This window comes from Streptomyces sp. URMC 123 (assembly GCF_051386515.1).
GTDB lineage: Bacteria > Actinomycetota > Actinomycetes > Streptomycetales > Streptomycetaceae > Streptomyces.
Map to the genome: position 1 here is coordinate 1 of NZ_JBPQTV010000062.1, position 24,203 is coordinate 24,203.

Sequence of the window (24,203 nt, forward strand, 5' to 3'; positions counted from 1 at the left end):
GCCGAAGGCCGCTCGCCCCCGCCGGGGCCCCCGCCTCCGGGGGCGAGCGGCCTTCGGCCGGGGGAGCGGCCGAGAGCCGGCACGCCCGCCGGTTCGGCCTTCCCGTCGCGACCGCGCTCGTCATGGGAAACATCATCGGCGGCGGGATCTTCCTGCTCCCCGCCTCCGTCGCCCCCTACGGCACGATCAGCCTGGTGGCCTTCGGGGTGCTCACGCTCGGCGCCATCGCCCTCGCGCTCGTCTTCGGGCGGCTGGCCCGGCGGCACCCGCAGACCGGCGGCCCGTATGTGTACGCCCGTGAGGCGTTCGGCGACTTCGCCGGCTTCCTCGCGGCCTGGTCGTACTGGATCACCACCTGGGTGAGCAACGCCGCCCTCGCCGTGGCCGCCGTCGGCTATCTCGACGTGCTGCTGCCGGTCAAGCACAGCCTCGCCCTCACCATCGCCGCCGCTCTGCTGCTGCAGTGGCTGCCCGCCCTGGCGAACCTCGCCGGAACGGCCTACGTGGGCGCCGTGCAGCTGGTTTCCACCGTGCTGAAGTTCGCCCCGCTGCTCTTCGTCGCGATCGGCGGCCTGTTCTTCTTCGACGCCGACAACCTGGGGCCGTTCCACGCCACGGGCGGCAGCATGGCCGGCGCCGTCTCCGCCTCGGCCGCGATGCTGCTCTTCAGCTACATCGGCGTGGAGTCGGCGGCGGTCAGCGCCGAGGAGGTGCGCGACCCGCGCCGCAACGTCGGCCGGGCCACCGTCCTCGGCACGCTCGGCGCCGCCCTCGTCTATCTGCTGGGCACGCTCGCCGTCTTCGGCACCGTCGCCCACGAGAAGCTGCTCACCTCCACGGCGCCCTTCTCCGACGCGGTGAACGCGATGTTCGGCGGCTCCTGGGGCGGCACGCTGGTGGCCTGCGCGGCCCTGATCTCCATGGTCGGCGCGCTCAACGGCTGGACGCTCCTCAGCGCCCAGACCCCGTACGCCGCCGCGCGCGACGGCCTGTTCCCGGCCGTCTTCGCCCGCAAGCGCCGGGGCGTGCCGACCGTCGGTGTGCTGGTGACCGTCGTCCTGGCGTCCGCGCTCACCGTCTACAACTACACCGCCGGCACGGCGAAGGTCTTCGAGATCCTCGTCCTCGTCACCACCTTCACGGCCACCGTGCCGTATCTGCTGGCCACCGCCGCGCAGCTGTACTTCCTCGCGGTGGGGCGGCGGGAGAAGGTCAACCCGGGGCGCCTGGCCCGGGACACCGTCCTCGCCCTGCTCGCCTTCGGCTTCTCGATGTGGCTCGTCGCGGGCTCCGGATATGCGGCGGTCTACCAGGGCGTGCTGTTCCTGTTCTCCGGCGTGCTGGTCTACGCCTGGCTGAAGGCCCGCCGGGACCGCGCGGCCAGCGCCTGAACCAGGGGCACGGGCCCGATCCCGTAGGGCGCGCGTACGACCCGTACGGCGCGCGTACGGGTCGGCTCGTACGGTTCGTACGGGCGCGGGCGGCTCATCCGGTGGCACGCCGCCGCCGGATGGGCTCGCCGACCCGGTGCAGATGCCGCAGCGCCTCGCCGTACGAGGCGACGAGCCCCGTCTCGTGGTACGGGATGCCCAGCTCCGCACAGTACTGCCGCACGATCGGCCGGGCCCGGCGCAGATGCGGAGCCGGCATGCTCGGGAACAGATGGTGCTCGATCTGGTGGTTGAGGCCGCCGAGGGCGATGTCGGTGAACCGCCCGCCGCGGACATTGCGCGAGGTGAGCACCTGGCGGCGCAGGAAGTCGGGCCGCTCGTCGCCCGTGAACGTGGGCATCCCCTTGTGGTTGGGCGCGAAGGCGCAGCCCAGATACACACCGAACAGCGCCTGGTGGACGAGGAGGAACGCCAGCGCCTTGCCGGGGGAGAGCACGAGGAACAGCGCGGCCAGATAGCCGCCGATGTGCGCGAACAGCAGCGCCCCTTCCAGCGCTCGGTGCTTCAGATCGCGCGAGCGCAGCGCCCGTACGCTCGACACCCGCAGATTGAACCCCTCCAGGGTCAGCAGCGGGAAGAACAGATACGCCTGACAGCGCCCGATGAACCGGGGCAGCCCCCGGCTGGCCCCCGCCTGCCTCCGCGACCAGACGAGAATGTCCGGCGCCACGTCCGGGTCGAGGTCCTCGTGGTTGGGGTTGGCGTGGTGGCGGGTGTGCTTCTCCATCCACCAGCCGTAGCCCATGCCGAGGCAGAGGTTGCCGAACAGCCGGCCGCCGATCTCGCTCGGCCGCCGCAACCGGAACACCTGGCGGTGGGCGAGGTCGTGGGTGACCAGCGCGGTCTGGCCGAACACCAGCGCCATGAAGGCCGCGACGGCCAGCTGCCACCACGAGTCGCCGAGCGCGGCGAAGGCGCCCCAGCCGCCGGCGAGCGCCGCGCCGACGAGCGTGAGCCGCAGCGCGTAGTAGCCCGGGCGGCGCGCCATCAGCCCGGCCTCGGTCACCTGCCGGGCCAGCCGCGCGAAATCGCTCCCGCGCGCCCCCCGAACATCCGCCGGCCGTACGGGTTCGGTGCTTGTGATCGTCATGGAGCGAGTCTTCTCCCGGCCGCCTTCCGGCCCCAGCCGGTCAGCAGGCCCCTTCCTCCTGGTGCGGCCCTCCCCCGGACAGGGGTGGCAGCCCCCGGTCGGCCTGGCGAGGGCCGTGGCACCCGCCCCCGCCCGGCCCGGCGGTCGGCCTTACCTCTCACGTCATCGACGCCGCCCCCGGCCCCCGGCAGGGTGGAACACGGCAAGCACGTCCCGGCGCACTCCGGGGCGTGCGACCCGCGGCGCCCGCCCCCGGGCGCACCACTCACCAGTCGGAAGGTTGATCACCATGAACGCTGCCACGGTTCACGCCGCCGCTGTCGCGCGGTATCTGGAAGCCTGGAACGTCGCCGGGGACGAGGCGCGGGGCAAGGCCGTCGCGGCGGCGTGGACCGAGGACGGCGGGTACACCGATCCGCTCGCCCAGGTCGGCGGGCACGACGGCGTCACCGCGCTCATCGCCGGGGCCCGGGCGCGGTTCCCGGGGTTCACGTTCCGGCTCGCCGGGGAGGTCGACGGCCATCACGACATCGCCCGGTTCCGCTGGGAACTGGTGTCCGACTCCGACGGGTCGGCGCCCGTCGCCGGGTTCGATGTGATCGAACTCGCCGAGGACGGGCGGATACGGCAGGTGTACGGGTTCCTGGACCGCTGGCCGGAGGCGTAGCACCACCGGCCCGCGCACGCGCCCGCGCACGCGTACGGGCTCGGGCTCGGGCTCGGGCGGTCAACGGTCGCGGAGGTAGCGGGCCGTCTCCGGGTCGGCCGGGACGAAGGTCTCGATGGCCAGCTCGGAGACGGTCACGTCCATGGGGGTGTTGAACGTGGTGATGGTCGACAGGAACGACAGCACCCGTCCCTCGCGCTCGATCCGCATCGGCAGCGCGAACGGCGGCCGCCCCTCCGCTGCTTCGGAGCCCGCCGCCTCCGCCCCAGCCAGGTCCGGCCCCGCGTCCGCCAGGTCCGGCCTCGCGCACGGCGCGACCGGATACCCGCTCACCTCCTCGTACAGCTCCCGCAGCCGCGGGGACCGCACCAGCGCGATCTGCCGCTCCATCTGGGCGAGCAGTTCGCCGCGCCACGCGCGCAGATTGCGAATGCGGGGCGCCAGCCCCTCCGGGTGCAGCGTGATCCGCATCGCGTTCACCGGAGGCTCCAGCAGGTGGCCGGCCACCCCCTCCAGCAGCATGGCCACGCCCCGGTTGGCCGCCAGCACGTCGTAGACCCCGTCCACCACCAGCGCCGGAAAGGGCTCGTAGCCGGTCAGCAGCCGGTCCAGGCAGCCGCGCAGGCCGGCCATCGCCGGGTCGTCCACCGGCGTCTGCGGGTAGTGCGGCGCGTGGCCGGCCGCCAGCAGCAGCGCGTTGCGCTCGCGCATGGGCACCTCCAGCCGCTCCGCCAGCTTCAGCAGCAGCTCCGCGCTGGGCCGCGACCGCCCGGTCTCGATGAAGCTGATGTGCCGGGCGGAGGAGTCGGCGAGCAGGGCCAGGTCGAGCTGGCTGAGCCGGCGCCGCTCCCGCCAGACGCGCAGCAGGGGCCCGACGCCGGTCGCGGCCGGCAGACGCTCCGGCGGAAGCACAGCGGTCATGCGCCGACCCTAACGGGGCGTCTCCCAGCGCGGGGTGCCACCCCCACCGGGCGCCGCCCCGCCCGGAGCGTGGCCCTCACCGGGCGGCGCCCCGGGCGGGGCATGACGACAAGCACTCAGCCGAGGTCGAACGCGTTCGGCAGCCCCAGCCGGTAGCGCGTCTCGTCGTGCCGCTTGAGCGCCTCGAACTCCGGCGCCCGGTACAGCGGCGTCACCGAGCACCGCTCCGCGTCCGACCCCGTACGGTCGAGCAGTGCGTTCACCGCCTGGCGCGCCGAGGCGTTGGCGCCCTCCATGGTCGCCAGGTCGACGTCGACCGTGACGTAGTCGCCGGCCAGGAACAGATTGGGCACCGCGGTGTGCGCGGTGGGCCGGTTGAACCAGGTGCCGGTGGGGTGGATCAGCAACTGTTCGTCGTTGCTCGCCCGCGGGGTGCCCAGGTCCTGGACGGCCGGGTCCAGGAACCAGGAGTGCAGCGCGGTGTCGCGCAGCACCGTGCGGCCCGTGTCGTTGAGCCCCGCCTTGAGCTGGGCCCACACCTCGCGGGCGACCTCCTCGCGGGTGCACTGCTTGGCCGGCTTGCCGTAGAGGATGCCCGGCTTCTCCCACTCGGAGACGTCCACCGAGAAGCACTCGCGGACCTGGCCGTCGCCGTAGTCGCTCGGGAAGTCGCGCTCCTTCCAGTACTGTGCCTGGCCGACCGAGGTCAGCGACCACGGCGAGTCGAGGTGGTTGACGTGCCCGTGCACCACGGGCGTCGGCTCGGTCAGATAGAACTGGATGCCGGTCATCCAGTCGGTCTGCAGCCGGTCGGTCCGCCCCAGCTGCGGGTCGGCGGCGCGCAGCGCCGGCCCCCAGGTGCGGCGGGCGTGCTCGACCGGCATCGCGCAGATGTAGTGGTCGGCGGTGACCGTGTGACGGGTGCCATCGGCGCGGCTGACGGTGGCCCCGGCCACCCGGCCGTCCGCGTACGGCAGGTCCGTCACCGTCGCGCCCAGCTCGAAGCGCACCCCGAGCCCGCGCAGATGCCGCACCCAGGGGTCGATCCACGCCTCGTTGGTGGGCGCGTCGAGGACGCGGTCGGGCTCGCCGTCGGCGCCGCGCCCCAGCACGTTGAAGATGAACGCCTCGAAGCAGTTGGCGACCGTACGGGTGCTGGCCACCTCCGCCTTGGTGGCGATGATGTTGCGCGTTATGCCGATGGCGAGCAGCCGCTGGTACTCCTCCGACATCCGGGCCGCCCTGACGAACGTCCACCAGGGGGTGCGCTCCCACACCTCCAGGCGCCGCTGCTCGCAGCTGGTGAGGAAGACCAGTACGCGGTTGGCGAAGTAGGTGACCTCGTGGGCCGGCAGCCGGGTGGCGGTGAGCAGCAGGCCGGTGATCGCGCGGAGCAGCTCGTCGGGGGTGAGCAGCTCCGGGGGCGTGCCGACGGTGCCGAAGGGCAGCCGGATGTCCTCGCGGCCGATGCGCGCGAAGAGCACCTCGGTGGAGGCGACGAGATTGTCGTGACACCCGTTCGGGTTACCGGGGAAGGGGATGCGGCGGAGGGTGTCGGGCAGGTTCTGGTAGAAGCCGGGGATGAAGCGGAAGCCGTGTTCGCCGGGGAGCGGTCGGCGGCCTCCGGTCGCGCTGTCCGGTACGTCGATGCTGCGCGCCTTGCCGCCCAGCGCCTTGCGCTCGTAGACGGTCACGGCGAAGCCGCGCTCCGCCAGCTCGTGGGCGGCGGTCAGGCCGGCGACCCCGCCGCCCAGTACGGCCACGGTCTGCCGTGCCGCGCCCGCTCGGCCGGTCCCGCCGCGGTTCCCGGGGCCGGTACGGGGTCCGTCGGCTCTTCGGGGCGCGGCGGCCGCCGTACCGCCCAGCGCCGCCGTACCGCCCAGCGCCGCGGCGCCGGCGACGAACGCCCGCCGCGTCCCACCCGTGTCCATTCGGTCCATTCGGCACCCCTCACCCGTCGGCACATCGCCGTGTCCGGCGGCGCAGGAGCATAGGAGTACCGCACCCAACGCGGTAGTGGGCCCCTGACGCACCCGTGCATTGGCTCGAATCCGACCACGGCGGGTGGCAGGGTGGACGCGACACCGGCACCGATACCGGCATCGGCGGCGGCACGGACGGAAGGCGGCCTTCTCATGGCACCGGAACCGCTCTCGCGGCAGGAGATCCAGACCGCGCTGAAGGACCTGCGCGGCTGGTCCTTCGACGACAACAAACTGACCCGGACATTCACCTTCGAGGGGCACCTCGCGGCGGCGGCGATCGTCGGTCAGATCGCCCGCGTCCAGGATCACCGGGACCACCACGCGGACCTGACGCTCAGTTACGACAAGGTGACGGTGGCCGTGAACACGCACAGCGTGGGCGGCCGGGTCACGGAGCTGGACGTGGACCTGGCACGGCGGATCGAGGAGCTCGTCGAGGAACACGGGGTCGGGCGCGAATCCTGAGGAGGGGGCTCGCGGCCCCTGTCCCTCGCTCGCCCGTTCGTCCCATCACCCTGGAGCGGCCCAGCATGACGACCACAACCGGCACGGATGCCGAAGCCGGGACCGGAACCACAACCACAACCGGAACAGCGACCGGCGTCGACGCCCCGGGCGCGCTCGGCATCGACGCCCGCGACATCGAGGCGGCCGCGGGCCGGATCGCCGGCCGGGTGCGGCCCGTGACCGCCGCCCCGCTCGACGACGGCGCCCTGCCCGGCGGCCCGGCCTGGCTGGCACTGGAGTTCATGCAGCACACGGGCAGCTTCAAGGCCCGCGGCGCGCTCAACTTCACCGTCGCGCACCTGGCGGAGGGGGCCATGCCGGAGGCCGGCGTGGTGATCGCCTCCGGTGGCAACGCCGGGCTCGCCTGTGCCTGGGCCGCGCGCGACGCGGGCGTGCCGGCCACGGTGTTCCTGCCCACGACCGCGCCCGCCGTCAAGGTCGACCGGCTCCGCACCCTGGGCGCGGACGTGCGCCGGGTGGGCGCCGAGTACGCCGAGGCGCTGGACGCCTCCCGCGCCTTCGCCGCCCGCACCGGCGCCGTCGAGTCGCACGCCTACGACCATCCCCTGATCGCCGCCGGCGCCGGCACCCTGCTGCCGGAGGTCGTCCGGGCGGTGCCGGGCGGGGTGGACACGGTCGTCGTCGCGGTGGGCGGCGGCGGGCTGTTCGCCGGCGTCGCGACCGCCGCGGCGGCCCACGGCATCGGTGTGGTCGCCGTCGAACCGGCCGGCTGCCGCGCGCTGAACGCCGCCCTGGAGGCCGGCGCGATCGTGGACGTCGACGTCGATTCCGTCGCCGCCGACTCGCTGGGTGCCCGCCGTGTCTCCGCCATGGCCCTCGCCGCGGCCCGGCAGCCGCACGTCACCTCCGTCACGGTCGACGACGGCGCCGTCGTCGCCGCCCGCCGGGCGCTGTGGGACCACCGCCGGCTCGCCGTCGAACACGCCGCCGCCACCGCCCTCGCGGCGCTCACCACCGGCGCGTACACCCCCGCGCCCGACGAGCGCGTCGCGGTCGTCCTCTGCGGGGCGAACACCGACCCGAGCGACCTGGTTCGAGCGACCTGATCCGGCGCGGGCCGTCGTAGCGAACCCGCTCCCCGCGCACGCTGCCGATCATGCTCCCCGTACACGCCGCCGCACCGCCACCCGCACACGGCGGGCGGCGGCGCGGCGATCGAACAGCCGGCGGTCGCAGGGCCGTCGACAGCGACCTCGGCGGAGAGCCGACGATGGGGCCCGACGACGGGGGGGGGCCGGCTACGTGGGTCCGGCTACGGGCGGATCACACCGAGCGTGTACGCGCCCGACCCGTCGTACGCGTGCACGCGGTAGCGGTAGCGCCCCGCCGTGCCGTTGTGGTCGACGCTCTCGTCGGGGCCCTCACTCGTGCTCTCGGCCACCGTGGTCCAGGCCGAACCGTTCCACTTCTGGAGGTACAGGTCGAAGTCCACACCGTCCGGGCCGTCGAGGCAGCCGCGGTGCGTCCCGCTGGCGGTGGTCTCGTAGTACGAGCCGTTGGGCTGGTAGACGTTCTGCCCGCTGGTCAGGTCACCGGTGTACTTCTCCTTGGAGTCCTGGCAGCCGGCCGGCGGCTCGGGGTCGCCGCCGCCTTCGGTGACCAGGCTGAGCCCGTAGACGCTCAGCGCCTCGTTGACCGGCTGGTAGTAGGTCGTACCGCCGGAGCGGCAGTTGCCGGAGCCGCCGGAGGTCATGCCCTGCGCCTGGTCGCCGGAGATGAACGAGCCGCCGGAGTCGCCCGGTTCGGCGCAGACGTTGGTGCGGGTCACCCCGGTGATGGTGCCCTGGGGGTACGTGACGCTGGTGTTGTGCTGCTGGATCGTGCCGCAGTGCCAGCCGGTGGTCGAGCCGGAGCGGCAGACGGAGGAGCCGACGGGGGCCTGGGTCGAGCCGCGCACGACGACGTTGGCGCCACCCGGTCCCTTCACCCAGGGCCGGGGCGTCCAGTTGCTGTTGACCGCGACCCAGGCGTAGTCGTTGCCGGGGAAGGACGACCCCTGGAAGCTGCCCATGGGCTGCTGGTTGTGGCCGGTGACGGAGTCGCCGGGCCGGCCGCAGTGCCCGGCGGTGACGAAGCCGCCCTGCGTGCCCCGGGTCACCGAGAAGCCCACCGAGCAGCGGGAGCGGCCGTTGATGTAGTACGCCTCCCCGCCGCGCACGTCGTAGTACGGGCGCGGGCTCTCGTCGGAGCGCACCACGCGCACGGCCTCGCGGTCCGCGCCGCTGGCGGCGACGAAGGCCGCGGCGGCCCCCGGCTCGGGCGACCGCACGACCACGCTGTTGCTCGTCACGTCCACGTACCAGACGGGCGCCGCGCCGGGCGCCTTGCGGTGGGCGGCGCGGTCCAGGGCGGCCTTGGTGGCGGTCAGTTCCTTCAGGCTCCGGTCGACGACCACCGGCCGGGCCCCGGCGGTCTCGATGGCGCGGACGGCGCCCCGGTCGGTGGTGGCGACCGTCAGAACTGCGGTCGGGCCGGCGGCCCAGGCGCCGCCGAACCGGTCGCCGAGGGCGCGGCGCAGCGCCGCCTCGACCGGGGCGGCGGCGCGTTCGTTGGCGAGCCGGGCCTCGGCCTCGGCGGCGGTGAGGCCGAGGTCGCGCCGCAGGGCCTCGAGAACCCCCGGCGGGGTGTCGGGAACGGTCCGGCCGTCCGCCGCGGGCGCCCCGGCGGCGGCGGTCCGGCCGGCGGCCGGGGCGGTGTCCTGAGCGGTGGACCCCGCCGGGCTGAAGGCCGTGAGGCTGAGGGCGGCGATCGCGGTGGCGCAGCAGCTCGCGAGCACGCCACGTCTACGGAGCAGGAGCATGGAGTGTCTCCTTGTCGTGGGGGTGGCGACACCGTAGCCGCGCCCGCACTGGACGTGAACCTGTCAATCACTGTCGGCTCCGTCCTGTCGTGGCGTTATGTCGCCGTGCCGAACGGCAGGAGAGCCGCCGCCCCCGCCGCCCGCCCCCGGTCCGCGAGCCACTCCCGATAGCTGTCGCTGCGCCGTACGGCCTCGGCGTGCGCGGCGCGGGCCAGCTCCACCACGGCGGCCGCGCCCCGGGCGGCCGGCGCCTCCGGATGCCAGCCGATCAGATGCCGCCAGCTCAGCGGCGCGCCCGCGATCGGCCGAGTCACCACCCCGGGCGTCGGGGGGAAACTGGCCCGGCACAGCCCGACCGCCCGCCCCACCCGCACCAGGTGCACGCACGAGGACACATCCGTCTCGAACACCGACCGGGGCATGAACCCGGCGCGCGCACAGGCCGTCTCGAAGCACTCCGCGAAGCAGCCCTCGCCCGGCACGTCCGTCCAGCACTCCTCGGCCAGCTTGCCCAGCGCCAGTTCGCGGTTTCCGGCGAGCCGGTGGTCCTCGGGCAGCATCACGAACACCGGGTCCACCCCGACCGTGCGCCACACCAGCTGGTCGGCGGCCGGGGGAGCGCTCTGCCCGCACGCGCCGACGAGGGCGAAGTCCAGCCGCCCGGCGACGACCAGATCCGCGATCTCCCGCACGGACCAGGAGACATAGGTGCTCACGGAGGCGGCCGGATGGGCCCCGGCCAGCCCGTCCACCAGGGCGCCCAGCAGGGGGCCGTGGGTGCCGCCGAGGCGGTGGCGCGCCACCCGGCCCTGGCCGTTGGCGAACCGCACGGCCTCCTCCTGGAGCTCGCGCACCGCCGGCAGCAGCACGCGGGCCCGCTCCAGGACCAGCTCACCGAGGAGCGTGGGGCGCGCGCCGGTGCGGTCCCGCTCGAACAGCGGGCCGCCCAGCGCCCGCTCGATCCGCTTGAGCTGGGTGCTCAGCGCGGGCTGTGCCAGGCCGAGCGCGGCGGCGGCGCGGGTGAGGCTGCCCGCCTCCGCGATGGCCCTGATCGTCTTGAGATGGCGCAGCTCCAGCTCCATGTCCCGGAACGTACGGCCGGGGCTCAGGAGGCGGCAATACACCGGGAGGGCTCCGGTGCCCTCGGGGGCGTCGGAAGCGGACCTGTCGTCACCGGGGCCACCGCCCCGTGGTCACCGCCGGAGCCGGGCCACCGCCGCCCGCGCCGCCCGCCCGAGACGGCGGGCGGCCGCCCGGCGCCCCCTTCAGGCGTCGCCGAACGTCTCCGGGTCCGGGCCCAGCCGCGTGCCCGCGTCCATCCCGGCGATCGCGGCGAGATCCGCCTCGTCCAGCTCGAAGCCGAAGACGTCGATGTTCTCCCGGATGCGCGCGGGCGTCACCGACTTGGGGATCGCCACCTGGCCCAGCTGCAAATGCCAGCGCAGGACGACCTGCGCCGCCGTGCGGCCGTGCTTCTCGGCGACCTTCCGCACCACGGGCTCCGCCAGCAGCCCCTTGCCCTGGCCCAGCGGGGACCACGCCTCGGTGACGATGCCGTGCTCGGCGTGGTACGCGCGCGCCTCGCCCTGCTGGAACCACGGGTGCAGCTCGATCTGGTTGACGGCCGGCACCACGGAGCTCTCCCGGATCAACCGCTCCAGGTGCGCCGGCCGGAAGTTGGAGACGCCGATGGCCCGCGCCCGGCCGTCGGCGTACACCTTCTCCAGCGCCCGCCAGGTGTCCACGAAGGCGCCGCGCGAGGGGACCGGCCAGTGGATGAGGTACAGATCCACGTACTCCAGACCCAGCCGCTCCAGCGAGGCGTCGAAGGACCGCAGCGCCGCGTCGTACCCGTGGCAGTCGTTCCACACCTTGGTGGTCACGAACAGCTCCGAGCGCGGAATCCCGCACTCCGCGAGCGCTCGGCCGGTGCCCTCCTCGTTGCCGTACGCCGAGGCCGTGTCGATGCTGCGATAGCCGGCCGCCAGCGCCGCGCCCACCGCCTCGCGCGCCTGGTCGTCCGGCACCTGCCAGACGCCGTAGCCCAGCTGCGGCATCCGCACGCCGTTGTTGAGGGGGATGAAGGGAACCTCGCTCACGTACTGCCTCCGTGACCTGGGCCGATACCCGCCCGTCGGCGGCTCACGGCCGTGGAATGCGTCCGTGGCCCAGCATAGGCGGGGCGTTCGAAAGGCCCGCCGAGCCCGCGCGCCGTGGGCGAGCCGGAGACCCGCCGCCCGGGGCGGAGGGGCGTCACGGGTGGTACAGCGCCTCCACCTCCGCCACGTACGCCTGCTCGATCGCCTTGCGTCTGAGCTTGAGCGACGGCGTCAGCAGTCCCTGCTCCTCGGTGAAGGGGGCGGCGAGGATGCGGAAGGTGCGGATCGACTCGGCCTGGGACACCCGCGCGTTGGCGGTCACCACGGCGCGGCGTATCTCCGCCTCCAGCGCCGGGTCGCGCACCAGGTCCGCCGGCGGCAGCGGCCGCTCGCCGCGCATGTGGAACCAGTGGGCCACCGCGTCCGGGTCCAGGGTGACCAGGGCCGCGACGTACGGCCGGTCGTTGCCCACCACCAGGCACTGGGCGACCAGGGGATGCGCCCGGACCCGCTCCTCCAGCGGCAGCGGGGACACGCTCTTGCCGCCCGAGGTCACCAGGATCTCCTTCTTGCGGCCGGTGATGGTCAGATAGCCGTCCGCGTCGAGCGCCCCCAGGTCGCCCGTGGCGAACCAGCCGTCGCGCAGTACGGCGTCGGTCCCCCGGGGGTCGTTGAGGTAGCCGTGGAAGACATGGCCGCCGCGCAGCAGCACCTCGCCGTCCTCCGCGATCCGTACGGCCGTGCCGGGCAGCGGCGGGCCCACCGTGCCGAAGCGGGTGCGGCCCGGCGGGTTGGCGGTGGCCGCGGCGGTCGACTCGGTGAGACCGTACCCCTCGTAGACGGTGACGCCCGCCCCGGCGAGGAACAGCCCGAGCCGGCGGTCCATCGCCGCCCCGCCCGACATCGCGTGGCGCGCCCGGCCGCCGAGCATCTCGCGCACCCTGCCGTAGACCAGCCTGTCGTAGAGCTGGTGCTGGACGCGGAGCGCGGCGCCGGGCCCGGGCCCCGTGCCGAACGCCTTGCGCTCCAGGGCCTCGGCATGGCGGACGGCCACGTCGACGGCCTTGTCGAACGGGCCGAGGCGGCCCTCGGCCTCGGCCGCCCGCCGCGCCGCCTGGAAGAGCTTCTCGAAGACATGGGGCACGGCCGCGACGAACGTGGGGCGGAACGCGGCGAGGTCCGGCAGCAGGACGGACGCCGCCATGCTGGGCTGGTGGCCGACGCGCACCCCGCCGCGCACCGCCGCCACCTGCACCACGCGGCCGAACACATGGGCGAGCGGCAGGAAGAGCAGGGTGGCCGCCTCCTCGCCCGGCCCCGCGGCGAAGACCGGCTGCCAGCGCGCCACCAGCGTGTCCGCCTCGAACATGAGGTTCGCGTGGGTGAGCACACAGCCCCTGGGCCGGCCCGTGGTGCCCGAGGTGTGGATGACGGTGGCGGGGGAGTGGGGCGTGACCGCCAGCCGGTGCCGGTGCACCACGTCCTCGTCGAGCCGCTCCCCGGCCCCGGTCAGTTCGGCCACCGCCCCGGCGTCGAGCTGCCAGAGCCTGGACAGCCGCGGCAGCCGGTCGATGACCGAGCCGATCGTCATGGCGTGTCCCTCGTCCTCCACGACACAGGCCGAGACATCGGCGTCCCGCAGCGTCCACAGCACCTGTTCGGTGGCGGCGGTCGGGTAGACGGGCACCGGCAGGGCACCGATCGACCAGAGGGCGAAGTCGAACAGCGTCCACTCGTAGCGGGTGCGGGAGATGACGGCGACGCGGTCGCCGAACCGTATCCCCTCCGCCAGCAGCCCGCGGGCCAGGGCCAGGACCTCGTCCCGGAAGCCGGCCGCGGTCACTCCCCGCCACCGCCCGTCCTCGCCCCTGCGGCTGAGCACCACCGCTCCCGGGTCGGCGGCGGCACGGTCGAAGACGGCGTCCGCCAGGCCACCGGCCTGGGCCGCCGTCACCACAGGGGGGACGGTGAACTCGCGCAATGCCTCGCTCCTCGCGTCCTTCGCACAGGGGCGCCGACCGTACCCGATCGACGGCGTGCGCGGGGAGTGCTCCCGGGCATTCGACCGAAGCGGCATATGCGCTGGTCAGCCCCGGCGTTACGGGAGCCGGCCGGGCTCTGTCCGGTCGCGGTGTCTCGTCGTGGTGCTCAGCCCCGCCGCCGCACCTCGTCCAGCGGCAGCCACAGCACGGTGTCCCGGTCGGCCGCGGCGCCGGACCGTGGGGCGTCGGCGCCCGTGGGGCCCGGCCGCGCGGCATCGGAATCCGCTTCCTCGGAGTCGGCGGCGAGCGCGTCGCGCGGGTCCTCCTCCAGCTCCGCGTCCGACAGCGCCCTGCTGTACACCCGCACCTCGTCCAGGACGCCCGCGAAGTGCGCCCGGTTGTCCATCCCCTCCCCGAGGTGCACCCCGAACGGAGAGTTCGAGCTGACCGAGCCGGGCACGTCCGGCGCGCTGAACGCCTCGTCGTCCACCATGAGCGTGAGCACACCGCCCGAGCGGCGCAGCACCAGGCGGTGCCAGTCCCCGTCGTTGTACGCCTCGTCGGAGTGGACCACGGCGGTCGCGGCGGGGGAGCGGCCGTCCACCGCGGTGATCCGCCCGGTGATCCTGCCCTCCCCGGGCTCTCCGGTCAGGGTGACCTGAGGCTGTTTCAGCCCCGTGCCGCCCAGGGAGAGGAAGGGCTGCTCGCCCCGGTCCGCGTCGTAGCGGAACCACAGGACGGCGGTGAAGTCGCGGGTGCCCAGCCGCAGCCCGTCGTGGTACGGCAGCCGCACCCCGTCGTCGTCCCCGTCGAACGCCAGTGCCCTGCCGAACGGGCTGCCGACCTGCCACGCCCCGCCCAGCACCGCCGCGTTCCCGCCGCCCGGCGCCCGGTCGGGGGTGGTGGGGTCCGGTCCGCGCCGGCCGCCGAGCCAGGACTCGGTGAACCGCGCGAACCTGATCTCCTCCCGGGAGTCGGTCCGCCCGGCCTCGTACAGCAGCCCGATCCGGCCCGGGGAGACGTTCACCATGTCGGAGTAGCCCGACCAGTCGGTGGTCACCACCTTGCCGCGGTCCAGGCTCTCCCAGGTGCGGCCCTCGTCGTACGAGGAGCGCACCATCATGGTGCGCCGGCGGTCGGGGTCGCCGGGCGCCGAGAACAGCATCCGCGAGCCCCCCGCTCGCCCCGCCTCCGGCAGGGCGAGCACGGCGCCCTGGACCTGCGGGGTGTACAGGTCGGGGAGGGCGCGGAACCGCTCGGCGAACGTGCGGCCGCCGTCGCGGCTGACCGCGTGGGTGCGGTGTCCGAGGTCCGTGCCGTCCTGCTCCCGCCCGTTGACGTAGACGGAGCCGTCGCGGCGCTCGGCCACGGTCAGTTCGGACGGCTTCTGCCGGAAGCCGCCGTCGGCGGCGATCGGCCAGGTGTCCAGCGCGCCGAGACGCCAGGTGGCGCCGCCGTCGTCGCTGTGCACCAGCGCCGCGTGGTTGGCGGTGATGCGGTCGCCGTCCCAGCTCTCGGCGTTGATGCCGAAGACCAGCCGCCCCGCGTGCGGGCCGCGGGTGAGCTGGATGCCGTGCACCGGCCCGGTGGCGTACCAGGTGCCCCACTCGGGCCGGCGGATCGAGCCGGTCAGGTCCCGCGGCCGGGACCAGGTGGCGCCCGAGTCGTCGCTGTACTGGACGTGCGGGGTGCGGTCGCAGGGCACCTCGCACGGCCGGGAGTCCGCGCGCCCCTCGTTGTACGTGGTGGCGAGCACGATCCGGCCGGTGCGGGCGTCGACGACGGGCGCCGGGTTGCCGTGGGTGTCGCCGAGCCCCCGGTCGACCACCTGAAGGGGGCCCCAGGTGCGGCCGCCGTCGGCGGATCGTTTCAGTACGAGGTCGATGTCGCCCGCGTCCCCGCAGTTGTCCACCCGGCCCTCGGCGAAGGCGAGCAGCGTGCCGTCCACCGCGCGGACCACCGCCGGAATCCGGAAGCAGGTGTAGCCCGCTTCCCGGGCGGGGTCGAACAGAACCTGCTGGTCGAACTCGGGGGGCGGAGCCGGGACCGCCGCGGGTGGCGGGGCCGCCGGGGCCGCCGCGGGTGCCGAGGCCGCTGACGGTGCCGAGGTCGCTGTCGAGGCCGGCGAGGCCGCCGCGGGCCCGGTGGCGAGCGAGGCCGGCAGGAACGGGAGGGCGGCCGCGGTGAGCATCGCCGAGACGCGGCGCCGGCCGAGGCGGAGGTGGCGGCCGAGGCCGAGGTGGAGGAGGCCGGGGCGGGGGTGGAAGCGGGAATGTGTGCGGGCATCGAACGTCAAGAGTCGGACCTGCCCTTCGCGGGGGTCTGGATCTGGACATCCGGACATCCGACGTCCGGTTATCAGAGCGCAGAAGTTACTCGACTCCCACTCGCCGTCACAAGAACCCTGCGTGACATTGCGGTGACTCACCGCGTTCGAGGGGTCGGCTGCGGGGGGTGCGGTGCGCCGTCTGGCCGACAGTCGATCGGGCGTCCGTGTGCGGAGGGGGGCGTGCCGCGCGGCACGCGCCCGGCGGAAGACCGGGGCCGGGGCTTCGCGGACGCGGCCTAGCGCTCGAAGGCGACGCGGTCCTCGCCCGCGTACACGTTCATGGAACCGCCGCGCAGAAAGCCGACCAGGGTCAGCCCGGTCTCGGCGGCCAGGTCCACCGCGAGCGACGACGGCGCCGACACCGCGGCCAGCACCGGCACGCCCGCCATCGCCGCCTTCTGGGCCAGCTCGAACGACGCCCGCCCGGAGACCAGCAGGATCGCGTCGGCCAGCGGCAGCCGGCCCTGCCGGAGCGCGCGCCCCACCAGCTTGTCGACGGCGTTGTGACGGCCGACGTCCTCGGCCACCTCCAGCAGCGCCCCCGACCCGTCGAACAACGCCGCCGCGTGCAGTCCGCCCGTCCGGTCGAACACGCGCTGCGCGGCCCGCAGCCGGTCGGGCAGCGCCGACAGCAGCTCGGGCGTCACCCGCACCGGGCGCCGGGGGTCGCCGACCGGCCAGCGGGCGGTGGTCCGCACCGCGTCCAGGCTCGCCTTGCCGCACAGCCCGCAGGAGGACGTCGTGTAGACGTGGCGCTCCAGGGCGATGTCCGGAACGGGCACCCCCGGCGCGAGGCGGACGTCCACCACGTTGAACGTATTGGAGCCGTCCTCCCGCGCGCCGGCGCAGTAGACGACGGAGGCGAGCTCCTCGGCCGCCCCCAGGACGCCCTCGCTGACCAGGAAGCCGACGGCGAGCGCGAAGTCGTCGCCCGGGGTCCGCATGGTGATGGCCAGCGGCTTGCCGTTCAGCCGGATCTCCAGGGGCTCCTCGGCGACCAGCGTGTCCGGGCGGGCGCTCACCGCCCCGTCCCGAATGCGCAGCACGCGCCGGCGCTCGGTGACCCGTCCCATCGCCGCTCCCTCACGCCCCTGGTCGAAAGAATGCCCGAAAAAGCAGAAAACCCCACGTGAAGTGGGGTTTCTCAGCTGGTGTCCGAGGGGGGACTTGAACCCCCACGCCCGATAAAGGGCACTAGCACCTCAAGCTAGCGCGTCTGCCATTCCGCCACCCGGACCAGGTGTCTCGCCCCGGTTTCCCGCGGCGACATGGATAACGATACCAGGGGTTCGAGGTGGCTTTCACCTGCGTTCCCCACGGTCAGGGCGGTGGTGGGGGGCCACCCGCCCGGTCCGTGCCGGGACCGGGCGGGTGGCGGGCAGCGGTCGGAGCTGGCCGTGTTCGAGCCGCTGCGTACGGTGAGGCCGGCGGCGGTCAGCCGGGGATCAGGGTGGCGAGGAACGCCTTCGGCGGGCCCGCGTTGCCCGCCGCGTCGATCGTGCGGTACTCGACACGGTGCGTGCCGTACTCGGGCGTCGCGTCGTCCCAGGGGACCAGGCGCGGGGTGCCCAGCTTGCCGTAGACGAGATCGTCGATGACTGTGCCGCCCGGAGTGAAGCGGAACGGGGCGTTCGCGTCCGTCGGCCAGCCGTAGTACGTGTACCAGCCGTCGCCGTTCACCCGGAACTGGGTGACCACCGAGCCGTCGTGGTCGTCGCGCGCGGTGAGCTTCATGGTGAACGGGCCGTCGTAGACGTACTCCACCGGCCTGCCCGGCCGCACGATCGTGCGCAAGGGCCGGGAGAGCTGGTACGCCGCCGTGGCCGGGGTCGCGTCGACGGTCCAGGTCAGCACCTGGCCGGTGCCGGCGATGCGGGCGGTGAGGGTGTGGTCGCCGGCGCGCAGCGGCACGGCGGACAGGTCCAGGTCGCGGTCGTTGCCCGGGTTGGCGACCGGCCGTCCGTCGATCTCCCAGCGCACCGCCGGGACGCGGTCGGCGGGGTGGGTCGTGTCGGCGTGCACCACCGCGGTGGCGCCGACCGGGGCGTCGGTGGCGGTGTGGCCGGTGAACGCGATCGGCACGGTGGTCGGCGCCGTGTCGATCCCGGTGTCCACGGTCCAGCTCACCGTGCGGGTCAGGGCCGCCGACGCGCGCACGCGCGGGTCCCGGACGAACGGGGTGGGGTCGGTGACGGTGGCCGTGAGCGCGTGCCGGCCCGCCGCGAGGGAGAGGCCCCGCAGATCGAGGGAGCGGGCGTTGCCCGTGCCGGGCAGGCGCTTGCCGTCCAGCCGCCAGACGACGTCGAGCTCCCCGCCGACCGGGTGCAGCGTGTCCACCCACACGACCCGGTCGTCGCCGATCGGCACGCCGTTCGGGGTGTGGTCCTGGACCAGGTTCACCTTGGCCGCGATCGCCCGGGTCATCAGCTCGCGCTGCACCTGGTCGAAGTCGTAGCCGAGGGTCTTCATCATCGAGTGCCGGCTCGGCCGCCAGACCCCCTTGGTGCTGTACAGGCCGCCCTCGTGGCGTCCGATGCGGCCGCCGGAGGGGCTCTCCTCGCCGAGCCAGCGCCACCACTTCGCCCGCTGGGCCCTCATCTCGGCCTCGGTCAGTACGGTGTGGTGGGCGGAGGACGGCTCGCCGGCCGTGTGCGTGCCGCCCGGGACGCCGCGCGCGTAGTAGTCGTACTCGTCCTGGAGCCCGCCCAGGGAGTGGCCCAGCTCGTGCGGCGTGATCAGCGCGGACAGCGCGTTGCCGCCGGAGGCGGTGGCGTGGGTGCCGCCCGCCCCGCCGTAGGTGGTGCTGTTGGCGAGGCCGAGGATCTGGCGGTTGTCGTCCGAGGTGCCGGGGACCAGGTCGGCCAGGGCGCTCGCCGCGGCGCGGTCCATGGTCAGCAGGCGCTGCACGTCGTCCGGGGAACAGCCGTTCCAGAAGCCCATGCCGAGGGGCGTGTCGCGGCGCGGGGAGTCGAGGCCGGGGTCGCAGTCCACGCCCGACTCGCGGGACGGCACCTCCACGGCCCAGACGTTGATGTACGAGCGGTACGAGGCGAACGGCTCGATGCTCCAGAGCACCTGGAGGTGCTTGTCGAGGTGCGCGCGGAAGGCGGGCATCTCGGCCGCGGTGTAGCCGTCGCCGAGGACGACGAGGTTGAAACGTTTCTCCGCCGGGCCGGTGCGCTGTACGGGTACGACCCGGGCGTCCTCGGTCACGTTCGCCGGGGCCGTGGGGCGCGCCGCGGCGGACGGGGCGGTGCCGAGGGCGCAGGCGGCGAGCAGGGCGCCCGCGACGGCCAGCAGTCCGGCGCGCCGCCGCCCGTGGCCGCGTGGCGCCGCCTCGCGCCGCCTCGACCCGTACGGCTCGCCGGGCTCGTACGGTGCGCCGGCCCCGTACGGTGCGCCGGCCCCGTACTGCCGTAAGGACTCGTACGGTGCGCCAGGCCCGTACTGCCGTAAGGACCCGTACGGGCTCCCCGGCCCGCCGGGCGTCTTCGGTCTCCTGGGGAATGACATGGCGGTGCTCCCCTCCCTCGACTGCCGCGACCCGTGGCCGTGGTGTCGTCGTCGACGCGTGGTCCCGCGGTGGCGGGAGCGTACGGGGCGGTCAACGCGGAGTAAAGGGAGAGACGTTGTCAGTACTGAGGTGCGGTGCGAGCGCCAGGGGGAAGGGTGATCGGCGGCAGCCACGACCACGTACGACCTGGGAGGTCCCGGACCATGCAGCACACCCGCGCCCGGCGCGCCGTTCTCGGCGCACTCGCCGCGCTCGCCCTCGTTCCGCTCGTCGCCTGCGGGCAGGGCGGCTCCGCGGCCTCGGCGCCCCCGTCCCGCGCGGAGGGGGCCACGACGACGGCGCCCGCGGCTCCGTACGCCGCCCGATTCAAGGAGCTGGAGCGCGTGTACGGCGCGCGGCTCGGTGTTCACGCCGTCGACACCGGCACCGGGCGCGAGGTGTCCTACAACGACGGTGAACGGTTCGCCTATGCCTCCACGTTCAAGGCGCTGGCCGCGGGCGCCGTGCTGCGGAAGTACTCCCTGGGCGGAATGGACCGGGTGATCCGGTACTCCAGAGACGATCTGATCCAGCACTCTCCCGTGACCGAACGGCACGTCGACACCGGGATGAGCCTGCGCGATCTGTGCGAGGCCGCCGTCCGCTACAGCGACAACACCGCGGCCAACCTGCTGTTGGACGCGCTCGGCGGGCCCCAGGGGCTCGACGCCGCCCTGGAGGAGATGGGCGACGACGTCATCCGCATGGAGCGCCGCGAGCCGGAGTTGAGCCGCTGGACGCCGGGTGAGCTGCGGGACACGAGCACGCCGCGGGCGATGGCCGAGGACCTGCGGGCGTTCGTCCTCGGGGACGCCCTCGGCAAGGACGAACGCGAGCAGCTCACGCGGTGGCTGCGGACCAATGTCACCGGGGACGAGCTGATCCGGGCCGGGGTGCCCAAGGACTGGGTGGTCGGCGACAAGACCGGGACCGGCAGTTACCACGGCGCCCGCAACGACATCGCCGTGGTGTGGCCGCCCGGTGGCGCCCCGATCGTCATGGCGATCATGTCGAACCGCACGGCGAAGGACGCCGCGTACGACAACAAGCTGATCGCGGACGCGGCGTCCGTGGTGGCGGGGGAGTTGTCGTGAGCGACAGCGGTGGTGCTGGGCGCCACGGCGCGCCGGGGCGTGCCAGGGCCGGGCCGCGGTCGAGATGCCGACACGGATAACATGCATATGACACGCATCATTCGTCGAGGTGCCCGGGATGCGATGGCGCCCAGGGGCGGGAGCTGTGACCCGGCCCTGAAGGAGGCCCTCATGACAGCGACCGCTTCTCACCCCGTCGGCGCGGCGGCCGGCAGCCCGGCACCCGTGATCGGGGCCGTCTTCGGGCTCGCCTGGGCCGCCATCGGCATGGCCGGGCTGTCCGGCCCGGCCGCCGGCCCGGCGCGGTGGGCGGTCGTCGCGGTGGCCGCGGTGGTACTGGCGCTCGCCGTGACCTCCAGGCGCCGAGGGCGGGCCGCCGGTGCGGTGCCGGTGCGCCGGCCGGACCGCCCCGAGCCGCGCATCCGCTTCACCACGCTCATCACGCTGCAGGCCGTGCTCATCGGCGTCGGCTGCGGACTGCTCGGCACCCGACTGCACCAGCCCCATCTCGTCTACGCCTGGGCCGCGTTCGTGGTCGGTGCCCACTTCCTGCCCCTGGCCCGCGACTGGGCCACGCCCTCGCTGCGCCTGCTGGGGTCCGGGATGATGCTGGTGGGGACGGCCACGGCCGTCATCGTCCTCGAACACCTGCGGGGAACACCCGCGGGCCTGTGGATGTGGCTCCCCGGACTCGGCTGCGCCGCTCTGATGTGGCTCGCGGCCCTCGTCTCCGTCCTGCGCCGCCCGGCGCGGCACGCGGGCCGCGTCAGCGCACCGTGAGGTCCCCGTCGGGAACGTCCTCGACGGTCACCGCGCCGCGCGGCAGCCCGAGGCCGCGTGCCACGGCCCGTGCCAGCCCCTCGGGGTCCGGCACCGCCGGGAACGGAACCTCGTCCCCCGGACCGTGGCTCTCGATGGCCGTGGTGAAGTAGTCCGGGTGCCAGGCCCCGACGGCGCCCTTGACCTCGACCGTGGCCACGGCCCTGCTCCCCACGCGGTCCCGCAGAGCCGGAAGGATCTGATCCGACCGATACTCCCCGGGCACCTGGAACAGGCTGGCGTGCGCCCCGACCTTGCCGCCGTTCCGCAGCCGGACCGAGATGGTCAGACAGCTGGTGACGCTCGGGTAGAACAGCGCCCCACCCGGCCCGACCTCGGCCACCTGCCCCTCGGTGATCCTGGCCACCGCCGACGGTTCGCCCGCGGCGGCCCGTTCACCCCGCGCCGCCGCGACGGGAGCCCCGGCGGCCGCCCACGCGCCACCCGCCGCCCCGAGCTGGGTCGCCAGCAGCGCCCCCAGCCCCGCCACGACCACCTTCGAACCGGTCCACCTCGCACGCCGAATGAGCACAGCCGTCCTCGTGTTCCTGAGAGAAGTCGATGGAATCGATGAGAGAAACGCGGGGCGATGAAGAGCCCCGGGCCCAGTCTGCCAACCCGCCGACGCCTCCCTGCCCCGGGACCCCGGAACGGCGCCTCTCCGCCCGTTCACCCATCGGTGGACCCCCGGATGGTGGCGGCGCCTAGACCGCCATGCGGTGAAGACCCGCGGCCGCGGGGGGGCGGTGCCGGGGCTCAGGCCAGAGGCGCCGGCGCCGGGGACGTGTTGTGGTGGCGCGTCACCGCCCGGTGGAGGGCCGTGTCGATCGCGGGCAGCGCGGTGCGGACGTCGCTGTAGCGGACGTATTCGACCGAGGCGACGGTGTGGAGCCCGTCGATGAGAAAGGCGTATTCGTGGGCCTCTTCGAGGAGGAGCACCATGGGTTTCCGATACGCGCTCGCCCAGCCGATCTCGATGTGCGTGCCGGGGGAGGCGGGGGAACCGGGAAAGGCCACGAACGCGTCGGCCTTCTCGATTTCCTTCTGGTCGAGCTCCGTGCATTCGTCCGGGCTCATGAGTTCCGCGCCCCACGCCTCCCTGCGATGGGCGTTGTGGACCTCGAAGCCATGGGATTCGAAATGCTCGATGAGCGTGGCGAAGGGGGCGCGGACGCGCCCGGACATGGCGCCGGTGGCCGGGTCCAGGAGCTGGGTGAAGGGGCCGGCGACGAAGACGCTGGTCACGCCGAGGGCGCGAACCGGGTGGAGGGGCGCGGTGGTCATGCGGGATCTCCTCGGAGGTGAAGGGAAAGGCGATCGGGACGGAATCGATCGGAGAAGGGGGCCCCGGGGCGGGCTCCCCGTCAGTCCTTGTAGAAGCACTGGATGTACGCGTCACCGCTCGTACCGTGCGTGTACGTGGTCGTGTCGTACGCCCGGTACGGATGGCGTTCCACGCGCACGGTGCGGAAGTGCCGGACGTACTGCCAGCGGAGTTCCGGCCTCGTGCTGAAGAACGGAATGAACACCCCGCCCGGCCGCAGCGCGCGGACCACTTCCGGCATGACCCTGGCCCACAGCGCCTCGTCCTTCCACACGTCCATCTCCAGCGCGGGGTCGAAGAACATGCCGTCGATGCTCTCGGACGGCAGGTCGAAGACCCGCTCGAAGAAGTCGCCGCGCTCGATGGTGAGCGTGGGGGGCGGCTCGGGGTGCTGGGCGCGGAAGAGCTCCTCCACCTCGTCGAAGAGCTCCAGTACGGTGTGCCGGCGGGTGGCCGGGTTGCGGGCGATGCGCAGGGCCGACAGCCCGAGTCCGAGCCCGACCTCGTAGAAGTCCTGTCCGTGCCGGCAGAGCAGATCGGCGCTCGCCCACATCAGGTCCCGCTCCCACGCCTGCATCGCCTGTTCGCCACCGATGCTCAGGGTCACCTCGCCGTTCTGCTCGATCAGTTCGACGGCGGGGGAGCCCGCCGTGCCGTCGGGTGAGTTCTGCTGCTGTGCCATGGCAACCGTCCTCATCTGGGTGACTTTCCTGACGCCGATGACGTCGGTGACATCGGTGACGTCACTGACGTTCGTTGTGACGCGTGTGGCTCGGCGCTGCACCGAGCCCCCGGTTCAGTCCCGGCTCGGGACGACCCCGAAGTGACGCCTCGCCGTGGAGACCGCGAGGTCCTGCACGGCGTAGACGGTGAAGTAGTAGGCCTGGGGCGCGGTGCGGGGCGCGAACCGCACCCGGAAGGCGACGTCGCGCACGCTCCGGTCCACCGCCCGCACCCGTACTCCCGCCGGTTCCACCGCGGTGTCCGCGCGCAGATAGGTGGGGACGAAGAGCCCCAGGCGCACCGGCCCGGGGCGGGCGGGCGCGAGCGCGGCCCGCACCTCCAGCTCGCCGCCGGGCGCCACCCGCTCGGGCGCGTACGCCCGCACCTCCGGCGCGTCCGGCACCCGGAAGGTGACGTCACCGCAGCGCATGCAGACCGCACAGACGGTGTCCAGCACCTGCGGCAGCAGCCCCCGCCGCACGAACTCCTGCGCGGGCCGGCCGCAGTGGCACTCCACCTCCCGCACGGCGGGGTCGAGCCGGCTCCGATCACCGAAGTGGGCCGGATAGTTCATGATCTCCGTCTCGGGGTTATCGGAGATCTGCCGCGCGATCGCGTGGTCGAGCGACTGGAGATCCGCCTCCAGGGAGGAGCGGATCTCGGCGGTCGGCCGGTCGGCCGTGTGGGTCGGGCGCGCGATCCACAGGTCCACCTTGCGGGCGAGCCGGGTCAGGCGCGGCCGCAGCGGGTGGTGGTGCGGCAGGAGGTCGCCGGAGAGGAGGGCGTTCAGCCGGCGGCCCACGGTGAGCACCAGGGGGTCGGGGGCGTGGTCGGAGGG

The 24,203-nt window shown here is 74.0% G+C and carries 19 protein-coding genes, 1 tRNA gene and 1 pseudogene; 6 read left to right on the plus strand and 15 right to left on the minus strand.

Features of this window, described 5'->3' with window-relative positions; all coding sequences use genetic code 11:
* Window positions 1-1,391 (plus strand): amino acid permease (locus ACSNOD_RS10685; RefSeq protein WP_436766591.1); only part of this gene is annotated, 1,391 nt, incomplete at its 5' end.
* A gap of 94 nt (window positions 1,392-1,485) precedes the next feature.
* Here the strand turns inward: ACSNOD_RS10685 and ACSNOD_RS10690 are convergent.
* Complete coding sequence (locus ACSNOD_RS10690) at window positions 1,486-2,541, minus strand: fatty acid desaturase family protein (RefSeq protein ID WP_436766592.1); 1,056 nt, start codon at window positions 2,539-2,541, stop codon at window positions 1,486-1,488.
* Between the two features lie 289 nt (window positions 2,542-2,830).
* Here ACSNOD_RS10690 and ACSNOD_RS10695 point away from each other — a divergent pair, with 289 nt between their 5' ends.
* Window positions 2,831-3,208: a nuclear transport factor 2 family protein gene (locus tag ACSNOD_RS10695; RefSeq protein WP_436766593.1), complete on the plus strand. Its 378-nt coding sequence runs from the start codon at window positions 2,831-2,833 to the stop codon at window positions 3,206-3,208.
* Window positions 3,209-3,268: 60 nt separating this feature from the next.
* On the opposite strand, the gene ACSNOD_RS10700 is transcribed toward ACSNOD_RS10695, so the two are convergent.
* Together ACSNOD_RS10700 and ACSNOD_RS10705 are read right to left on the minus strand one after the other, a co-directional pair.
* Entirely contained in the window at window positions 3,269-4,129 is an 861-nt protein-coding gene (locus ACSNOD_RS10700) for a helix-turn-helix domain-containing protein (RefSeq protein ID WP_436766594.1), read from the minus strand.
* Between the two features lie 116 nt (window positions 4,130-4,245).
* On the minus strand, window positions 4,246-6,060 hold the full coding sequence (locus ACSNOD_RS10705) for a hydroxysqualene dehydroxylase (protein WP_436766608.1): 1,815 nt from the start codon (window positions 6,058-6,060) through the stop codon (window positions 4,246-4,248).
* Between the two features lie 204 nt (window positions 6,061-6,264).
* Between ACSNOD_RS10705 and ACSNOD_RS10710 the strand changes: the two genes are divergently transcribed.
* Complete coding sequence (locus ACSNOD_RS10710) at window positions 6,265-6,579, plus strand: 4a-hydroxytetrahydrobiopterin dehydratase (RefSeq protein WP_436766595.1); 315 nt, start codon at window positions 6,265-6,267, stop codon at window positions 6,577-6,579.
* Window positions 6,580-6,644: 65 nt separating this feature from the next.
* Complete coding sequence (locus tag ACSNOD_RS10715; RefSeq protein ID WP_436766596.1) at window positions 6,645-7,688, plus strand: serine/threonine dehydratase; 1,044 nt, start codon at window positions 6,645-6,647, stop codon at window positions 7,686-7,688.
* Window positions 7,689-7,894: 206 nt separating this feature from the next.
* Here the strand turns inward: ACSNOD_RS10715 and ACSNOD_RS10720 are convergent, their stop codons facing one another.
* From ACSNOD_RS10720 to ACSNOD_RS10755, 8 genes are all read right to left on the minus strand, one after another.
* Entirely contained in the window at window positions 7,895-9,442 is a 1,548-nt protein-coding gene (locus ACSNOD_RS10720) for a S1 family peptidase (RefSeq protein ID WP_436766597.1), read from the minus strand.
* A 95-nt stretch (window positions 9,443-9,537) separates the two neighbouring features.
* On the minus strand, window positions 9,538-10,524 hold the full coding sequence (locus ACSNOD_RS10725) for a LysR family transcriptional regulator (RefSeq protein WP_436766598.1): 987 nt from the start codon (window positions 10,522-10,524) through the stop codon (window positions 9,538-9,540).
* Between the two features lie 183 nt (window positions 10,525-10,707).
* On the minus strand, window positions 10,708-11,541 hold the full coding sequence (locus tag ACSNOD_RS10730; RefSeq protein ID WP_436766599.1) for an aldo/keto reductase: 834 nt from the start codon (window positions 11,539-11,541) through the stop codon (window positions 10,708-10,710).
* Window positions 11,542-11,695: 154 nt separating this feature from the next.
* Complete coding sequence (locus tag ACSNOD_RS10735; RefSeq protein WP_436766600.1) at window positions 11,696-13,522, minus strand: AMP-dependent synthetase/ligase; 1,827 nt, start codon at window positions 13,520-13,522, stop codon at window positions 11,696-11,698.
* A 167-nt stretch (window positions 13,523-13,689) separates the two neighbouring features.
* Window positions 13,690-15,714: an exo-alpha-sialidase gene (locus ACSNOD_RS10740; RefSeq protein ID WP_436766609.1), complete on the minus strand. Its 2,025-nt coding sequence runs from the start codon at window positions 15,712-15,714 to the stop codon at window positions 13,690-13,692.
* Between the two features lie 374 nt (window positions 15,715-16,088).
* A complete protein-coding gene (gene fdhD / locus ACSNOD_RS10745) occupies window positions 16,089-16,925 on the minus strand; it encodes a formate dehydrogenase accessory sulfurtransferase FdhD (RefSeq protein WP_436766601.1) in 837 nt (278 codons plus the stop codon).
* A 76-nt stretch (window positions 16,926-17,001) separates the two neighbouring features.
* Window positions 17,002-17,089, minus strand: a tRNA-Leu gene (locus ACSNOD_RS10750).
* Window positions 17,090-17,286: 197 nt separating this feature from the next.
* Complete coding sequence (locus ACSNOD_RS10755) at window positions 17,287-19,365, minus strand: M64 family metallopeptidase (RefSeq protein ID WP_436766602.1); 2,079 nt, start codon at window positions 19,363-19,365, stop codon at window positions 17,287-17,289.
* Between the two features lie 204 nt (window positions 19,366-19,569).
* Between ACSNOD_RS10755 and bla the strand changes: the two genes are divergently transcribed.
* Entirely contained in the window at window positions 19,570-20,499 is a 930-nt protein-coding gene (gene bla, locus ACSNOD_RS10760; RefSeq protein ID WP_436766603.1) for a class A beta-lactamase, read from the plus strand.
* 171 nt (window positions 20,500-20,670) lie between these two features.
* Window positions 20,671-21,279, plus strand: a complete 609-nt coding sequence (locus tag ACSNOD_RS10765) for a hypothetical protein (protein WP_436766604.1) — start codon at window positions 20,671-20,673, stop codon at window positions 21,277-21,279.
* Here ACSNOD_RS10765 and ACSNOD_RS10770 read toward each other — a convergent pair.
* The 4 genes and pseudogenes from ACSNOD_RS10770 to ACSNOD_RS10785 all read right to left on the minus strand — a co-directional run.
* Entirely contained in the window at window positions 21,266-21,850 is a 585-nt protein-coding gene (locus ACSNOD_RS10770; protein ID WP_436766605.1) for a hypothetical protein, read from the minus strand. The genes ACSNOD_RS10765 and ACSNOD_RS10770 overlap by 14 nt on opposite strands.
* Window positions 21,851-22,074: 224 nt before the next feature.
* Window positions 22,075-22,602, minus strand: a complete 528-nt coding sequence (locus ACSNOD_RS10775; RefSeq protein WP_436766606.1) for a nucleoside 2-deoxyribosyltransferase — start codon at window positions 22,600-22,602, stop codon at window positions 22,075-22,077.
* A gap of 80 nt (window positions 22,603-22,682) precedes the next feature.
* Window positions 22,683-23,324, minus strand: a complete 642-nt coding sequence (locus ACSNOD_RS10780; RefSeq protein ID WP_436766607.1) for a class I SAM-dependent methyltransferase — start codon at window positions 23,322-23,324, stop codon at window positions 22,683-22,685.
* 114 nt (window positions 23,325-23,438) lie between these two features.
* Window positions 23,439-24,203 (minus strand): annotated as a pseudogene (locus ACSNOD_RS10785) (hypothetical protein); the annotation flags it as partial.

What these genes read in the sequence shown, in the direction of transcription:
- ACSNOD_RS10690 (WP_436766592.1), bottom strand. Translation starts at nt 2,541, where the DNA reads ATGACGATCACAAGCACCGAACCCGTACGGCCGGCGGATGTTCGGGGG.
- ACSNOD_RS10695 (WP_436766593.1), top strand. Translation starts at nt 2,831, where the DNA reads ATGAACGCTGCCACGGTTCACGCCGCCGCTGTCGCGCGGTATCTGGAA.
- ACSNOD_RS10700 (WP_436766594.1), bottom strand. Translation starts at nt 4,129, where the DNA reads ATGACCGCTGTGCTTCCGCCGGAGCGTCTGCCGGCCGCGACCGGCGTC.
- ACSNOD_RS10705 (WP_436766608.1), bottom strand. Translation starts at nt 6,060, where the DNA reads ATGGACACGGGTGGGACGCGGCGGGCGTTCGTCGCCGGCGCCGCGGCG.
- ACSNOD_RS10710 (WP_436766595.1), top strand. Translation starts at nt 6,265, where the DNA reads ATGGCACCGGAACCGCTCTCGCGGCAGGAGATCCAGACCGCGCTGAAG.
- ACSNOD_RS10715 (WP_436766596.1), top strand. Translation starts at nt 6,645, where the DNA reads ATGACGACCACAACCGGCACGGATGCCGAAGCCGGGACCGGAACCACA.
- ACSNOD_RS10720 (WP_436766597.1), bottom strand. Translation starts at nt 9,442, where the DNA reads ATGCTCCTGCTCCGTAGACGTGGCGTGCTCGCGAGCTGCTGCGCCACC.
- ACSNOD_RS10725 (WP_436766598.1), bottom strand. Translation starts at nt 10,524, where the DNA reads ATGGAGCTGGAGCTGCGCCATCTCAAGACGATCAGGGCCATCGCGGAG.
- ACSNOD_RS10740 (WP_436766609.1), bottom strand. Translation starts at nt 15,714, where the DNA reads ATGCTCACCGCGGCCGCCCTCCCGTTCCTGCCGGCCTCGCTCGCCACC.
- fdhD (WP_436766601.1), bottom strand. Translation starts at nt 16,925, where the DNA reads ATGGGACGGGTCACCGAGCGCCGGCGCGTGCTGCGCATTCGGGACGGG.
- ACSNOD_RS10755 (WP_436766602.1), bottom strand. Translation starts at nt 19,365, where the DNA reads ATGTCATTCCCCAGGAGACCGAAGACGCCCGGCGGGCCGGGGAGCCCG.
- bla (WP_436766603.1), top strand. Translation starts at nt 19,570, where the DNA reads ATGCAGCACACCCGCGCCCGGCGCGCCGTTCTCGGCGCACTCGCCGCG.
- ACSNOD_RS10765 (WP_436766604.1), top strand. Translation starts at nt 20,671, where the DNA reads ATGACAGCGACCGCTTCTCACCCCGTCGGCGCGGCGGCCGGCAGCCCG.
- ACSNOD_RS10775 (WP_436766606.1), bottom strand. Translation starts at nt 22,602, where the DNA reads ATGACCACCGCGCCCCTCCACCCGGTTCGCGCCCTCGGCGTGACCAGC.
- ACSNOD_RS10780 (WP_436766607.1), bottom strand. Translation starts at nt 23,324, where the DNA reads ATGGCACAGCAGCAGAACTCACCCGACGGCACGGCGGGCTCCCCCGCC.